Below are 14,034 nucleotides of genomic sequence, written 5' to 3'. Positions count from 1 at the left end.
GAAGGGGCGGAACATGTCAGCCCAGGGCAACGCCCTGGGTAGACCGCCACCCACAACGCCGAAGCCCTGAAAGGGCGGCACTCTTTCGCCCTTTCAGGGCTTGGTGTGAGGGGTGGGACCGTTACCCAGGGCGTTGCCCTGGGCTGACATGTTCCGCCCCTTCGGGGCTAAAACCTCGGACCGTCGCGTCGGCCGGTGGAACCCGGAGCGGGAGCGACGGGGTGAGGGACAATCACCCCGTCGCTCCCGCTCCGGGTTCCACAAAACTTATGCTTGCGCCGCCTGCTCCCGCGCCAACTTCCGCAGTCGGAGGCCGATCCGCAGGCAGACGGCGGCCCACACGCTGCCGTACTCGATCGGGCAGAACCGCGGGTCGATCGCCATCACCGGGATCAGCACCAGGAACGTCACGCCGACCAGGTAGCACCCGCCCCAGAACATCGCGCCCAGCGAGAAGAACGCCACCGCCGACGCCGCGGCCACGGCCTGGTAGAACGCGGCGCTGTTCCACGTCCCGGCGTCCTCGTGCAGCCCCAGGTTCACGAACAGCAGCCCGGCCGCGAGCACGAAGCTGCCGAACACGGAGAGCATGTGCTGCTCCGCCGGGTTCGCCGGCCAGATGCGGCCGCCGCCGTAGTACAGGAACAGCCCGAGGCCGAGGACCGGCCGCATCGCGTACACCGGGACCACGTAGTACGACGGCAGCCCGTAGTACCGGATCGCCGTCGCCACCAGCTCCGGCACGAGTAGCACCGGCGCGAGCCACAGGAAGAACCCGGCGTACCGCACGAACTGCTTGTCGTGCTGGCTCTTCTCCAGCATCCACGCGAACCGCTCGACCATGCCCAACTGCCGGGCCGAGATCGACTCCCCGTGCTGGAACCGCCGCAAGTCCTCGGCCAGCTCCCCCGCCGTCTGGTACCGCAGCCCCGGCTCCTTCGCCAGGCACTTCAGGCAGATCGTTTCTAAATCCCGCGGCACCGTCCGCCCGGAGTCGGACAGCGCCGGCGGCTGGTTGTGGATCACCTTCTCCAACAGGGCCGGCAGGTTGTCCGCCTGGAACGGCGTGCGGCCGGCGAGCAGCTCGTACAGGATGACGCCGAGGGCGTACACGTCCGCCGGCGGGCCGACCTCCTTCGCGTTCCCGGCCGCCTGCTCCGGGGCCATGTAGTTCGGCGTCCCCATGACCGCGCCGCTGTGCGTGTGCCCGCTCTCGGCGTCGAGCCGCTTCGCCAGCCCGAAGTCCCCGACCTTCGGCGTCCCGTCCCGGCCGATGAGGATGTTCCCCGGCTTCAGGTCGCGGTGGACGATGCCGTGCGCGTGGGCGACGTTGACCGCGTGCGCGATCCGCTCGACGACGGCGGCGGCGACGTGCGGCGGCTGCGGCCGGCCCTTGCTGAGCTTCGTCAGCGCCCCGCCCTCGCACAGTTCCATGCTGAAGTACGGCAGCCCGTGGTGCTCGCCGACCTCGAACACCTGCACGATGCCGGGGTGCTGGAGCTGGGCCGTGGCCTCGACCTCGATCTTGAACCGCTCCCGGTCGGCCGTCCCGGCGTGGCCGCCGCCGAGGATCATCTTGAGCGCGACGACGCGGTTCGCCTGGATTTGTTTCGCCTTGTAGACGACGCCCATGCCGCCGCGGCCGATCTCCTCGATGATCTCGTAGCCGGGCACGGTCTGCTGGCCGGTCGAGAGGGCGGCCGCGAGGGCGAGCTGCTCGCCGGTTTGCAGCACCGTCCGCGGCCCGTCGTCGGGCCGGAACAGGTGCGTCGCGGTGGGCGATTCCGCCCCGCGGTCGGTGGTGGGGTACGGCGGTTCGTGCGTGGTGTCGGCCATGACCGGTGCGCGGGGCTGCGGGGCGATGGCGGAATTGTACGGACCCGCCCGGTCACGGGCTGAGGTAGCCGCGGTCCCGCATCTCGACGGCCAGTCGCTTGATCTGAAGGCCGATCTTGTTCAGCGCCAGCTTCGTGCCGTGACAGACGGCGCAGCTCTTCGCGTCGCGCAGCGAGAACTCCTTCGTCTGGTCCGGGCCGCGCTTCCGCTGGACGCCGGACTCCTTCGCGGCGGCGCACCGCTCGCACGGCTCCAGCAGGTCGTCGATCGTCAGGTCGTCGAGTTTCTTGCTCATCGCCGCCACTCCTGGGGATGCTTCCAGAATAGCGGCCCGACGGGCGGGCATCCACCGCGCGGCCGGGCGAACCCGTTTCCATTTGCGTCCCGGCCGGGCGGATGCTTCAATTGGACGTGCCACCTTCGTCACGCACCGAGGATTCGCCCCATGATCGCGTTCGCCGGGATCGACGGGACCGGGCCGGACAGCAACAAGAAGTACGCCCTCGACTTCGCCGAGAGCCACGTCCGCCGGCTGTACAAGTCGTGGCCGTGGCCGGAGCTGGCGTTCTACAGCCGCGGGCCGACCACGCTCGGGATGGAAACCGGCGTGCTCGCGCAGGAAGCCTACGGGTGGGTCCGGCGGCTGTTCAAGTCCGGCAAGGCGAAGGGCATCTTCCTGGCCGGGTTCAGCCGCGGCGGGGCGGCCGTCGTCGAGACGGCCGCCTACCTGAACTCGTTCATCGGCACCACGTACACGGTCAACTGCCTGGCGCTGTTCGACGCCGTGGACCGGTCGTCGGAGGTCGGGCTGTTCGTCCCCCGCGGGTTCAGCCCGACGACGGCCGGGGCGGCCACGGCCGCGAGCGGGGCCGGGGCGCTGCTCGGGGCGGCCGTCGCGGCCGTCGGGATGACGTTCGACACGCCGGTCGGCGGGAACGTGGAACTGTGCCTGCACGCGTTCCGGGCGAAGGAGTCGAAGTCCCGCGGGTCGTTCGGGAACTGCGGGCTGACGATCCTCCGGCCGGCGAAGACGAAGGGCAAGGTCAAGCACTTCCGCTGCACGCACGGCGGCGTCGGCGGGACGCCGTGGAAGACCGAGGGCGGCCAGAAGCCGACCGACTTCATCGACGAGGGGTTCCCGGACGGGAAGACGGCCGTGACGTTCGAGCAGGACGCGCTGATCTCGAAGGAGGTCTGGAAGTGGCTGAAGCCGCAGTGGGACGCGGCCATCGAGAAGACGAAGGGGGCGATCCAGGGCGCGGCGGCGAAGAAGGCGGGGTAGTTTTGTAGGGCGGGTCAAGGCTTTGCGCCGACCCGCCGGCTCTCTTATCCCCTCTCCCCTGGCTTTGCGGGAGAGAGGGTTAGGGTGAGGGGGTCCGAGCTGCCTCCGAGGGGAGGGACGTTCTTGCCGCGGGAAGCTCTTAACCCCCTCACCCCGGCCCTCTCCCCCGCAGAGCCGGGGGAGAGGGAGATAAGCCGGCGGGTTGGCGCAAAGCCTTGACCCGCCCTACATTTCACGTCAGCAGCCACCGGCCGAGGTTGAAGTACAAGAGCAGGCTCACCATGTCGCTCAGCGCTAGCGCGACCGGCCCGGCCGCGACGCGCGGGTCGCGGCGGAGCAGCCGCAACAGGTACGGCAGCGCCAGCCCGACGGCGGCCGCGGCCGTTACCCCGCCGCCGATGCCGAGGAACAGGCTCAGCCCGACGTAGGCCGACCCCTTCCACAGGTACGCGATCAGCCCGACCGTGCCGCCGCACGCCGCCCCCAGTAGGAACCCCACCAGCAGCTCCCGGCCGACCTTGCGGCCGAGGTCCCCCCACGTCGGCGGCTTCCCGTGCAGCGTCTGCAGCGCGAGGCTCACCGACTGGATGCTCACGCTCTCGCCGAGGGCCAGCACGACGGCGATGAACGGCGTCACGACGGCGAGCGTGGCCACGTCCTGGTAGGCGTCCGCGAGCAGCGCGGCGAGCATCCCGCCGGCGACGTTGCACAAGAGCCACGGGAACCGCCGGCCGAACGCCAGCCGCGGGTTCGCCTGTTCCGACTCGCTGAGGTGGACGCCGATGAGCTGAAACAGGTCGTCGTTCCCCTCCCGCCGGTCGATGTCCGACATTTCCTCCGTGTACAGGTCCACGTCCACCGTGCCGAGCAGGTGCTTCCGCTCGTCCACGACCGGGAACGCGAGCAGCTTGTGGAACGTGAAGAACTCGCACGCCTCCAACACGGTGGCCGCGTGCGGGATGGTGATGACGGTGCGGACCATGATCTCATCGACGACCGTTTCCGGCGGCGAGAGCAAGAGGCGACGGGTCGGCACGACGCCGACGAGCTTCCCGGCCGCGTCCACGACGTACAGGTACAGCACGCGGTTGGGCGGCGGGTTCTTGCGGACGTGGTCGAGCGCGTCGGCGATCGTCTGGCCGACGGTGAGGCGGGTCGGCTCGGTCCGCATGTGCGCGGTGACCGGGTCGCCGAGGATTTGTCGGACGGCGGACATGGCGCACCTCCGGGGTCGGGAACAGCCATTATCGGAGGCGCGTCAACGGGTCGCCCTCACCGTCTTCTTCGTCGAACGGCGGGAAGAGATTTCCAGCATTCCGCCGAACGACCCGTCAGGCGGTCGGGACCGGCAGGCCGTTCGGGAGCGGCTTGCGGGACGGGACGACGGACACCAGCGGCGCGCCGTCCGCCTTCTTCAGCGGCTCGTACTGCCCGGCCTGCGGGTCGTAGGCGAACACCTGGCCGGTCTCCATCTTGTACACCCAGGCGTGCAGTTTCAGGTCGCCCTGCGCCAGCCCGACGGCCACGGCCGGGTGCGTCCGCAGGTTCTCGATCTGCGTCAGCACGTTCTCCTCGATCGCCACCTTCCACTTCGCCTCCGGCGGCAGGTCGGCGTACACGGTCTCGACGACCTCCTTGCACGCATCCGAGTGGCGGAGCCACTCCCGCACCCGCGGCATCCCGTCCAGGGACTCCGGCTGGAGCAGCGCCTGCATCGCCCCGCACCGGGTGTGGCCGCAGACGACGATCTCCTTGATCCCCAGCCCACGGATGGCGTACTCGATGGTCGCCGCCTCCGCCCCGGACCCGTTCGTGCTGCCGTAGGTCGGCACGATGTTCCCGGCGTTCCGCAGGACGAACAGGTCGCCGGGGTCGGCCTGGGTAATCAGCGACGGAACCATGCGGGAGTCCGAACAGGTGATGAACAGCGCCTGCGGGTGCTGCCCGCCGACGAGCTGCTGGAACAGCGCGTGCCGCTCGCGGAAGATGTTCGCCTCGAAGTGATGAATGCCGTTGATGAGCTTTTCCATGACGCCCTCGGGTGTGTGTGAAGGAATGCCGGGAGAGTGCGGTCGGGATCGACGACGGGAGCGGGGGACGGCCGGGGCGCGACCGGGCGCGCGGCGGTCAGGGCGCGACGTTACCGGGACGTGCTAACAGCGACGGGGCGGCGAGCGGCCGAGGTCGCTCGGGCGGGTCGGGAGGTGGAAAATGGCGAACGGGCGGGGGTCGGCGACGCCTGGCAGCTTCGTGCCGCGGGTCGGGCGGCGGGGGTGGTCGTGGAGTTCGCGGGGGCTGTGCCGCTTGTCCTTCGCGGCCTCGGTGTCGTCTTCCTCGGTCGGGGCCTGATTCGAGGGCGTCGGCGGGGCGGCTGCGTACCCGGCGGCCGGCCGCACGTCCGCGGCCGCCCCGCCGACCAGGAAGAGGGCGGCGAGCAGCGCTTGGGCCAGGACTCGGAGCGACGCGCGGGTCACGGGCAAGGGGCCTTCGGGACGATGACGGGGTTCGACCATTTTTACCCCACGGTCGGGCGGAAATCCAGCCGAAGGCGCGGGCGGGGGTGGAATCGTTGAGGATTCGGAGTTCACGCCGCGGCCGTGCCGCCGACGGGGCGGATCATGCTGCTCAGGACGCCGAGAATTTCTTCCACCTCGGCCATGAAATATTCCCGCCGGTCGCTGGTGAGGGTCGCCCCCGACAACCGTAAGAACCGCCACAAGCTCCCGGTCGTCACACACCCGTAGATCGGGTCGATAGGATGTCCCTCGCGGGCGTTGTACCGCTGAGCGCCGACCATCCCGGCAATGGCCTGGCCGAGGCCGTCCGGGATGCTGTCCCGCTTCGCCTCGAAGATTAGACAGACCGGGGCCGACACCGTAAACCGTTGGATGCCCTCGCAGAGTATGAAATCGACGTACCCGTTCAGCCCGGCCGCGGCATCGGCTTGGAAATCAACGCCGGCCAGGAGATTCAACCGGTTCGGGAACCGGTTCCACAGGTCGGCGAGAACCGGCCCGACGATCCAAATCGCCCGCGCTGCCTCCGAATGAGCCGTCGTGCCCAGGGGCACGCTCTGTGGTAACCAGGCACGCAACGCCGGCCCGGGTTCGACCGGCGGCACGTCGGCGAACAGGCTGGCGACCTGTTCTTCGCGAACGCTCAGCCGGTCGAGTACGTCGGGGTAACGGAACTCGCTGAACGCCATGACAACCTCTCCGCGGGTTTTGCGATTGTAGCAGCCTCACGCCCCGATCACGTAGGCCAGCACGTACGGCCCCTTCGGGATGACCGCCAGCGTCGCGGCGTCGCCGTACTCGCGGAGCGAGTCGGACACCGCCTCCTCGACCGTCGCGGCCGGCTCGACGGCGCACGCCCGCAGCACGTCGGCCGGCAGGCCGCCGGTCACCACCTTCACCCGGCAGTGGGCCAGCACCTTCTGCAGCATCACGATCTGCCACTCGTCCATCTCGCAGGTGTCGTGCGGCCGCGGCTCGCGGGTCACCGCCGCCACCGACAGGCTCTTGTACAGCCCCTTCGCCGCGTACTCCTTCACCAGCTCCTGGAATTCGTGGCTGCCCAGCCCCTCGGTCAGGCTCGCGGCGAGGATGATCGTGCCGCCCTTCTTCACGATCGGCAGCGCCCCGGTGAGGCCCTTCACGGCCTGGTACCAGGACGTGTCGAGCGGGTAGCCGGCGCAGCTGGTCACGACCACGTCCACCGGCTCCGGCACGCCGGCCTTCACCACGTCCCGGCAGAACCGCACGCCCGCCTCCCACGCCTTAATCATGTCCCCGGCCCCGACCCACGTGACCCGCCGCTTGCCGTCGATGCACACGTTCACGATGAAGTCGCACCCGGCCTTGAGCGCGATGTACGTGTTCTCCTCGTGGACCGGGTTCCCCTCGACGCTGCCACAGTCGGCCTTCGGGTGCTCCAGGAACTTCGGCGAGTGCCACCGCTTCACGGTCTCCAGGGCCGCGATGCCGGGGCAGATGAGCTTCCGCCCGCCGCTGTACCCGGCCATCAGGTGCGGCTCGATGAGGCCGGTCGTGATCTTCAGGTCGGCCGTCGTGTACCGGTTGTCGATCCACATCGGCACGCCGTTGGGCGTCGTGCCGAGGTAATCGTGCTCATGGAGTACCTTGCCGTGGTGGTTGACGCACGTGTAGTTGGCCGCGACGTGTTCGCCGACGAGTTCGACCATCTCGTCACCCTCGTTCGGCCGGTGCAGGCCGGTCGCGTTGAGGATCGTGATGCCGGACCGGGGCACGCCCGCCGCCTCGATGGTGCTGAGGATTTCGGGAAGGATGAGCTTGTTCGGGACGGGCCGCGTGATGTCGCAGATGACGATGCACGCCGTCTTCTTCCCCTTCGCGAGTTCCGACAATGGCGGCGAGCCGATGGGGTTGCGGATGGCGTCCGCGATGGCGGCCTGCGCGTCGGCGAGCGGCGGCGCGTCCGAGATGGTCAGCGGCGGCGCGACGAGCCGCTCCTCCGGGAGGGTGACGGGCAGGCCGGTCTTGCCGTAGTCGAGCGTGACGTGCATGGGAGAACCGTGTCGGCGGAAGGAAGGTCTACCGTTCAGGGATACCCTCGGCGGCGGCGGATGACAACTGAAGCAGAAGTCAGAAATCAGAGGTCAGAGGTCGGCCGGACCACGGCTTTGCTGATGTCTGGCCTCTGACCTCTGACCTCTGGATTTCGCTAAGATCACGGCATCCTTCATCCATCGGGTGTCGCCATGCAACTCGGGTTCGTTTCCGCCATCCTCGGCGACCTGCCGCTGGAGGACGTGCTGAAGTTCGCCGCCGACGAGGGGTTCGCGTGCGTCGAGGTCATGTGCTGGCCGGTCGGCGGGGCCGAACGCCGGTACGCCGGCGTTACCCACATCGACGTCACGAACTTCACGCCGGAACAGGGCGCGCGCGTCAAGGAGTTGGCCGCGAAGCACGGCGTCGGCATCAGCGGCCTCGGGTACTACCCGAACCCGCTCGACCCGGACCCGGCGCACCGCGAGGTCGTCGTCGCCCACCTGAAGAAGCTCATCGCGGCCGCCCCGCTGTGCGGCACGACGGTCGTGAACACGTTCATCGGTCGCGACTGGAAGAAGACGGTCGAGCAGAACTTCGAGATGATCGGGCAGGTCTGGCCGAGCATCCTCGACGCGGCGAAGGCGAGCGGCGTGCGGATCGGCATCGAGCACTGCCCGATGCTGTTCTCGAACGACGAGTGGCCGGGCGGCAAGAACGTGGCCGTCAGCCCGGCCGTGTGGCGGCGGCTGTTCCAGGCGTTCCCGACCGCGCCGATCGGGCTGAACTTCGACCCGTCGCACCTCGTCTGGCAGTTCATCGACTGCGGCCGGGCGCTGCGGGAGTTCGGCAAGAAGCTGGTCCACGTCCACGCGAAGGACGAGCGGATCGACCAGGACAAGCTCTACGAGGTCGGCGCGCTGGGCCTCGGGTGGCACCAGCCGAAGCTGCCGGGGCTGGGCGACGTGAAGTGGGGCGAGTTCTTCGCGGCGCTGACGGACACCGGTTACAATGGGCCGGTGTGCGTGGAGGTCGAGGACCGGGCCTACGAGCGGGACCTCGCCGACCGCAAGCGGGCGATCCGGCAGAGCAAGAAGTTCCTGGACCAGTTCGTGGCGTGAACGGGGTCGGAGTCATGTTCAACGAAATGCTCGACCGACTAACGGGTCACGACCGTTACCCGCCATTCCACCCCGAGTTCTTCGAGATGTGGTGGCATCGTCGATTCTTTTGGCCGAGCGTCCGCGACCGGTGGGTGGAGACTTGCAAGGTTGCTGCCAAGGCGGATCGGGTCGAAGAGTTGCACGCCGTCCGGGACCGTTACCTTCAGGTTCTCCAAGCCTACACCTTCCTATTGAAGGGTATGCTCCTGCTCATTTCCGACGTGCCGGATGACTTCCCTGAGAGGGAACGCCCGCAGAGGGCTTTCGACGAGGTTCAATCCCTGTACGCCGAGTTGTCGGCCCGGTGGGTGACGCTCGACGATTTGTACGCCATCGTCGCGGAGTACCTCTCGCCGACCGCCGACCGTGCGAAGCAGCTGGCGGCCAACGCCCCGCCGCCGCAGGCGTGGTACGACGAGGACGCCGACCCCTTCGCCCCCGCGGACTGAAGGGGAACCCATGTCGTCCGCCCTCCAGCAAGGCCGCATCGTCTGGTTCACGTCCCTCGACCCGAACGGGCAGAACGAGAAGAGGCGGCCCGGCGTGATCCTCACACCGACGGCCGACATTCAGCCGGACAAGCCTGTGCTGATCGCGGCGGTCAGCTCCTCGAACGTGGCCGCGGAAGAAGAGATCGTTCGCCTGTCATGGAACCGGGAGGGGACGACGAGCACCCGGCTGCGGCGGGCGTCGCACGTCGTTTGTACGTGGCTGGTCGAAGCCCCGGTCGCGGCCCTGGAAGGAACGCCGGGCGTCGTGAACCCGCGCGAGTTGGTGGCGATCCTGGCGAAGGTCGAGGCGGCGAAGCCGCCGCCGAATCCGGGCGACGATGACCCCGGTTAGGGCCTCAGCTTCTCGACGAACTCCGCCATCGCCGCCGACTTCGGGGGCGACTTCGCCGCCCAGCGGTCCATCTCCTGCCACGCATCACGGCGGGCCTGAGGGTCGGCCGCGGCCCACGTCGCCAGGAACGCCCGCGTCGCCGCCGGCCACTCGTCCGGGGTCGCCCGCATCACCGGCTCGAACGCCGTCAGCAACCCGCCCACCGCGGCCGCCCGCTCCTCCGCCGCCGCCACCCACAGCCCGACCGTCCCGGCCGCGAGCAACCAGCCGAGGAGGTACGCCGCCACCGCCGCCACCGCCACCGGGCGGGGCATCGCCGGGAGCTGCGCCTGGGCGTGCAGGTTCCGCATCACGCCGGCCAGGTAGTCCGGGTCGTACCGGGCCGGGTCGAGGGCCAGCGTCACGTGGAACAGCCGGCGGAGCGCGTCGTCCGGGATGTCGGCCGGGCGGGGCGGGAGCGCCGGGAAGATGTTCGCCAGCGCCGCCCGCGACCGGGCGAGCCGGTGCGCCCGCAGGCAGTCCAGCACCAGCACGGCTATCAGCAGGCCGAGGAGAATCCGGGCCGGCGTGCTGGGAACCCACACCAGCGCGGCCACGAGCAGCCCGACGATCGCGGCCCGCACGACCGTGCCGACCCACGGCGGCCGCAGGGCCGGGACGAGGGCGAACAGCTTCCCGCCGTCGCTGGTCGTGTGCGGCCAGAGTTCGGCCAGGTTGAACCCGACCAGGGCCATCGCGAAGAAGTCGAGCGGCCCGTCGGCCGGCGGGCCGAGGGCCACGATCAGGAGCGCCAGCGCCAGCCCCGGCAGCGGGCCGAGGAGGAACGTCACCGCCCGCGCGCCGGCCGGGGCGGTCGTGTTCGCCGGCAGCCGCCGGTCGAGGCCGAGGCAGAACCGCAGCTCCGGCTCGCGGTAGCGGCCGAGCCGCTGGCCGACGTGGTGGCCGAGGTGGTGCAGGGCGAACACGCCGGCGACGGCCGCCATGCCGAGGACGCCCTGCTGCGTGGCCCCCCACGCCAGGAAGAGCGCGGCGAACGGCAGCAACACCGCGAGCCGCACGGCCGGCGGCGGGACCGGCGGCGGCCGGAGGAACTCGGCCTTCGTCTGTTGGAAGAGGATCTCAAACTCGATCTCGCCGCGGAGTTCGGAGTCGAGCAGCGCGGCCGGGCCGCGGACGTTCGCCGCCGGGGCGGGGGTCGGCGTCGGCGCGTCCTCGGCGTCGAACGGCTCGTCGAGCCACGGCAGGTCGGGGTCCGATTCCGTCTCGTCGTCGTCCAGCCCCGGCTCCTTCGGCGCGTTCGGGTCGTCGGCCCACGGGTCGAAGTTCGGGTCGTCCGGGTCGAACGGCTTGTCGGGCGGCGGGGTCTTCACAACGGGTCTCGGCCACGGGCGCGGGCGCAAAAAGGGGCACACCCTGTTTTACCCACCGACCCCACCCGCGGGCAACCGGTCATAGTAGTAGGCACACTCCGTGTGCCGTCGCGGGGCCGAGTCGGGGCGTTCGTCCGAGTCCCTGTGGCCGACAGGAAACGGCACACGGAGTGTGCCTACTACTATGAAAACGAACGCGGCGGGGACCAGCCCCGCCGCTCGCGAGAAGACAGCCTCGGTTCAGCGTTTGATCCGCAGCGGGGACGGCGTCGGGCCGTCCGCCTTCGGCGGCTCCGGCTTCGCTTCCGGGGCCTTCGGCGCGGCCGCCGGCGTCGTCGCGGGCGGGGCCGGCAGCGTCAGCGGCGACGGGACCGGGCCGCTCGCCGCCGGCTTCGGCTCGGTCTTCGCCACGGCCGGCAGCTTCACGTCCGGCAGCTTTGCCGCCGGGGTCGCGGTCGCGGGTTCCGTCTTCGCCACGGCCGCCGGCTTCGCGTCCGCCGGCTTCGCCTCGGCCACGGCCGGGGCCGCCGCGTCCGCGGCGGCCGTCGCCTTCGGCAGCGCGACCGCCTGCGTCGCCTTCGGCTTCGGGTCCCAGTCGTACTCCGTCGCCTCCAGGGCCATCACCACGATGCCCACGAACATCGCTAGCGCCGTCACGATCAGCATCCCGACGTAGCCGGGGGACGGTTGCGGCTTGACAGTGTCGGCCATCGGAAGGCTCCTAGTTCTTGGGGTCCGCGGCCGGGGCGGCGAGCTTGTTCAGGCCCGCGTCGGCGAGCTTCACCTGCGGGTCGGTCGGCTTCGGCGTGCCGGTCTCCAGCGCGTCGAAGTCCAGGTACAACAGCGTCGCCGCCGCCAGCAGGGCGACGAGGCAGATCGCCAACAGGCCGACGTAGGCGTCGCTCGGCGTCTTCGTCGGGGCGTCTTCGTCATCGTCGTCGCGCTTCTTCGCCATGTCCGGTCCCTCGCGGCTCGTTCCGGGGTGTTACTTGATGACGCTGACCACGTCGCCCTTCTGGGGCAGGTCGGCGGCGGCGGCCCGGCCGACGCCGGCCAGCGGGGTGAACCGGCCGGTCGCGCCGAACGGGTCCACCCGCTCGATCGTCAGCTTGCCGAGGTACTTCTTGGCGCTCGGCCGGGACACGTCCAGGACGGCCCCCTTCTGCAAGCCGGCGTTCCCCCCGAGGCTGATCTCGACCCGCTCGCCGGTCGCCGCCGTCACCGTCGCGCGGAAGTCCGGGTCGGTCGGCGGGACGCGGGAGCCGCCGCCGCCGCGGCCGCCGTTCTGCAGGTCGAAGTACTTGTCGTTCAGGTCCAACAGCCGCTTCTCGTAGTCGTCCGACTTGCGGTTCGCCGCGTCCCGCTCGATCCGGGCCTGGAGCTTCTCGTTCTCGGCCTTCTGCTCGGCGATCGTGGCATCGTTCAGCTTCTTGTCGAGGTCGTTGACCTGGCCGCGGAGCACGTCCACCTGCGACTGCAGCGTCTTGATCCCGGTCTGCTGGAGCTGCGCGGCCGTGACGTACCCTTCCTTGTCCTTGCCGATCTCCTCGACCTTCGCCTTGTACCCGGCGCTGTCGTTCTCGGCGGCCTGCACGCGGGCGCGGAGGCTGGTGATCTCGGCGGACAGTTGCGAGATCGTCGAGTCGGCGGCCGCCCGCTGTTCCTCGGCCAGCTTCGCGGAGTTCTGCGCGGACTTGGCCGCCTCCGCGTACAGCTTCTGCGTCTTCTCCAGCTCCGTCTTGTAGTTCGTCCGCGTGGCGTAGGCGTTCACCACGAGGTAGTTCCAGATCAGGCTGAGAACCATGACGAAGAAGACGAGAATCTTGCCCAGCGTGTTCATCGAAGCGTCCCCTGGATCAAGGCCCCCCGCGGGGCGTCGTGGTGAGTCGAGTGTGTCAATCCCCGGCAGTCCTGGGACCGCGGGCGTCCCGCCCGCCACGCCCCCTGCCGCTTAAACCTGGTCCCCGAGGTCGGGACGGTGGGCGGGCGGGACGCCCGCGGTCCCGGCCGTTACTCCCCGCCCTTGCCGCCCGCCGGGGCGGCCGTGACCTCGGCCAGCCGCGCTTGCAGTTGCTGCTTGCGGAGCTTCAGCGTGCGGAGCTGCTCCTCCCAGTTCACTTGGGCGTCCGCGAGGTAGTCCTTCTCGTCGTCGAGGTTCTTGAGGATCGTCTTCATCTTGAAGACCTCCGGCTGCACGCCGGCGTTCGTCATCGGGTCGAAGATCTCCTGCGACAGCTTGTTCGAGTCCTCCCGGAACTTCGCGATCTGGGCCGTCCGGTCCTTCTCGTCCTTCTGGAGGTTGGTCATCTCTTGTTGGAGCCGGCCGAACCCCTTGAGCGGCTGGTTGCGGAGACTGAGCCGCGGCGGGAACTGGTTCTGAGGGTTGAACTTGAACACGTCGATCAGCCCCCGCAGGTCCGGCTCCGTGTGCCGCGGGGCGACGCGGAACAGCGCGTCCGGGACGCCGGGCTTCTTCACCTCGTCCAAGAGGGCCGTCAGCACGGACGTGCGGTACGCCCGGTCCTGCTCCTGGGTGATGAGGTTGTCCATCGCCCGGACGTACCCGGCCTGCACGGCCTGGATGCCGTCGGACAGCCGCTTGACCTCGGCCGCGTACTGGGTGAACTGGCCCTGCACGGCCGTCTCGCCGTCCTTGTAGTCGAAGTACGTCAGCCGGTTCGTGTAGATGGAGATGGCCCACGCCAGCAGCCCGATGCTGATGAAGACGTTGGCGAAGACCAGTGCCTTGCTGATGTTCATGGCTGAACGCCTTTTCCGAGTCGTGGGTCCGCCGCCAATCCGTGCCCCTACCGGCGGGAGGGGCATTCTCTTATTCCCTCCCCCCTTGGGGGGGAGGGTTAGGGAGGGGGGTGAGCTACCCACTTCCCACGCGATTCTCACACGGGGAGGGAGGTGGGGGGGGGGGGGGGGGGGGGGGGGGGGGCCGCGCGCCCCCCCCGCCCCCACCGCCCAGGAACGCAAACGATGTGGAGGAGGGAAGGCCAACCCAC

At 69.7% G+C, this 14,034-nt stretch carries 16 protein-coding genes; 4 read left to right on the top strand and 12 right to left on the bottom strand.

All coding sequences use genetic code 11. The features are described from left to right. Positions 1 to 267: 267 nt before the first annotated feature. Together AC5JJ2_RS16360 and AC5JJ2_RS16355 are read right to left on the bottom strand one after the other, a co-directional pair. Positions 268 to 1,836 carry a serine/threonine-protein kinase gene (locus tag AC5JJ2_RS16360; RefSeq protein WP_495859083.1) on the bottom strand — a complete coding sequence of 523 codons (1,569 nt, stop codon included), beginning with the start codon at positions 1,834 to 1,836 and terminating at the stop codon, positions 268 to 270. Between the two features lie 52 nt (positions 1,837 to 1,888). Further along, a complete protein-coding gene (locus AC5JJ2_RS16355) occupies positions 1,889 to 2,131 on the bottom strand; it encodes a hypothetical protein (RefSeq protein WP_495859082.1) in 243 nt (80 codons plus the stop codon). Between the two features lie 150 nt (positions 2,132 to 2,281). Between AC5JJ2_RS16355 and AC5JJ2_RS16350 the strand changes: the two genes are divergently transcribed. After that, on the top strand, positions 2,282 to 3,118 hold the full coding sequence (locus AC5JJ2_RS16350; RefSeq protein WP_495859081.1) for a hypothetical protein: 837 nt from the start codon (positions 2,282 to 2,284) through the stop codon (positions 3,116 to 3,118). A 232-nt stretch (positions 3,119 to 3,350) separates the two neighbouring features. Here the strand turns inward: AC5JJ2_RS16350 and AC5JJ2_RS16345 are convergent, their stop codons facing one another. From AC5JJ2_RS16345 to AC5JJ2_RS16325, 5 genes are all read right to left on the bottom strand, one after another. Next, positions 3,351 to 4,334, bottom strand: a complete 984-nt coding sequence (locus AC5JJ2_RS16345) for a magnesium transporter (protein ID WP_495859080.1) — start codon at positions 4,332 to 4,334, stop codon at positions 3,351 to 3,353. A 115-nt stretch (positions 4,335 to 4,449) separates the two neighbouring features. Further along, positions 4,450 to 5,148 (bottom strand): carbonic anhydrase, encoded by a 699-nt coding sequence (locus AC5JJ2_RS16340; protein ID WP_495859079.1) that lies wholly within the window; start codon positions 5,146 to 5,148, stop codon positions 4,450 to 4,452. Positions 5,149 to 5,271: 123 nt separating this feature from the next. Continuing rightward, entirely contained in the window at positions 5,272 to 5,598 is a 327-nt protein-coding gene (locus AC5JJ2_RS16335; RefSeq protein ID WP_495859078.1) for a hypothetical protein, read from the bottom strand. A 104-nt stretch (positions 5,599 to 5,702) separates the two neighbouring features. Then, positions 5,703 to 6,323: a hypothetical protein gene (locus tag AC5JJ2_RS16330; protein ID WP_495859077.1), complete on the bottom strand. Its 621-nt coding sequence runs from the start codon at positions 6,321 to 6,323 to the stop codon at positions 5,703 to 5,705. A 36-nt stretch (positions 6,324 to 6,359) separates the two neighbouring features. Next, on the bottom strand, positions 6,360 to 7,664 hold the full coding sequence (locus AC5JJ2_RS16325; protein WP_495859076.1) for a nickel-dependent lactate racemase family protein: 1,305 nt from the start codon (positions 7,662 to 7,664) through the stop codon (positions 6,360 to 6,362). A 195-nt stretch (positions 7,665 to 7,859) separates the two neighbouring features. Here AC5JJ2_RS16325 and AC5JJ2_RS16320 point away from each other — a divergent pair, with 195 nt between their 5' ends. From AC5JJ2_RS16320 to AC5JJ2_RS16310, 3 genes are read left to right on the top strand one after another with little or no spacing between them, the layout of a single operon-like run. Beyond that, positions 7,860 to 8,768: a sugar phosphate isomerase/epimerase family protein gene (locus AC5JJ2_RS16320; protein WP_495859075.1), complete on the top strand. Its 909-nt coding sequence runs from the start codon at positions 7,860 to 7,862 to the stop codon at positions 8,766 to 8,768. Between the two features lie 14 nt (positions 8,769 to 8,782). Then, complete coding sequence (locus AC5JJ2_RS16315) at positions 8,783 to 9,259, top strand: hypothetical protein (protein ID WP_495859074.1); 477 nt, start codon at positions 8,783 to 8,785, stop codon at positions 9,257 to 9,259. Between the two features lie 10 nt (positions 9,260 to 9,269). After that, positions 9,270 to 9,653, top strand: coding sequence for a hypothetical protein (locus tag AC5JJ2_RS16310; RefSeq protein ID WP_495859073.1), 384 nt, complete (start codon positions 9,270 to 9,272; stop codon positions 9,651 to 9,653). Here AC5JJ2_RS16310 and AC5JJ2_RS16305 read toward each other — a convergent pair. The 5 genes from AC5JJ2_RS16305 to AC5JJ2_RS16285 all read right to left on the bottom strand — a co-directional run bounded on the left by AC5JJ2_RS16305 (position 9,650) and on the right by AC5JJ2_RS16285 (position 13,783). Further along, complete coding sequence (locus tag AC5JJ2_RS16305) at positions 9,650 to 11,023, bottom strand: hypothetical protein (protein ID WP_495859072.1); 1,374 nt, start codon at positions 11,021 to 11,023, stop codon at positions 9,650 to 9,652. The two genes, AC5JJ2_RS16310 and AC5JJ2_RS16305, sit on opposite strands and share 4 nt — an antisense overlap. 240 nt (positions 11,024 to 11,263) lie before the next feature. Continuing rightward, positions 11,264 to 11,734 carry a hypothetical protein gene (locus AC5JJ2_RS16300; protein WP_495859071.1) on the bottom strand — a complete coding sequence of 157 codons (471 nt, stop codon included), beginning with the start codon at positions 11,732 to 11,734 and terminating at the stop codon, positions 11,264 to 11,266. Positions 11,735 to 11,744: 10 nt separating this feature from the next. Next, a complete protein-coding gene (locus tag AC5JJ2_RS16295; RefSeq protein ID WP_495859070.1) occupies positions 11,745 to 11,978 on the bottom strand; it encodes a hypothetical protein in 234 nt (77 codons plus the stop codon). A gap of 30 nt (positions 11,979 to 12,008) precedes the next feature. Further along, entirely contained in the window at positions 12,009 to 12,863 is an 855-nt protein-coding gene (locus tag AC5JJ2_RS16290) for a hypothetical protein (protein WP_495859069.1), read from the bottom strand. A gap of 170 nt (positions 12,864 to 13,033) precedes the next feature. Next, positions 13,034 to 13,783 carry a hypothetical protein gene (locus AC5JJ2_RS16285; protein ID WP_495859068.1) on the bottom strand — a complete coding sequence of 250 codons (750 nt, stop codon included), beginning with the start codon at positions 13,781 to 13,783 and terminating at the stop codon, positions 13,034 to 13,036. Positions 13,784 to 14,034 lie beyond the last annotated feature (251 nt).

Source organism: Limnoglobus sp. (genome assembly GCF_059499385.1).
The sequence above is the reverse complement of the archived record's forward strand: the minus strand, read 5'-3'. Positions and strand labels throughout refer to the sequence as shown.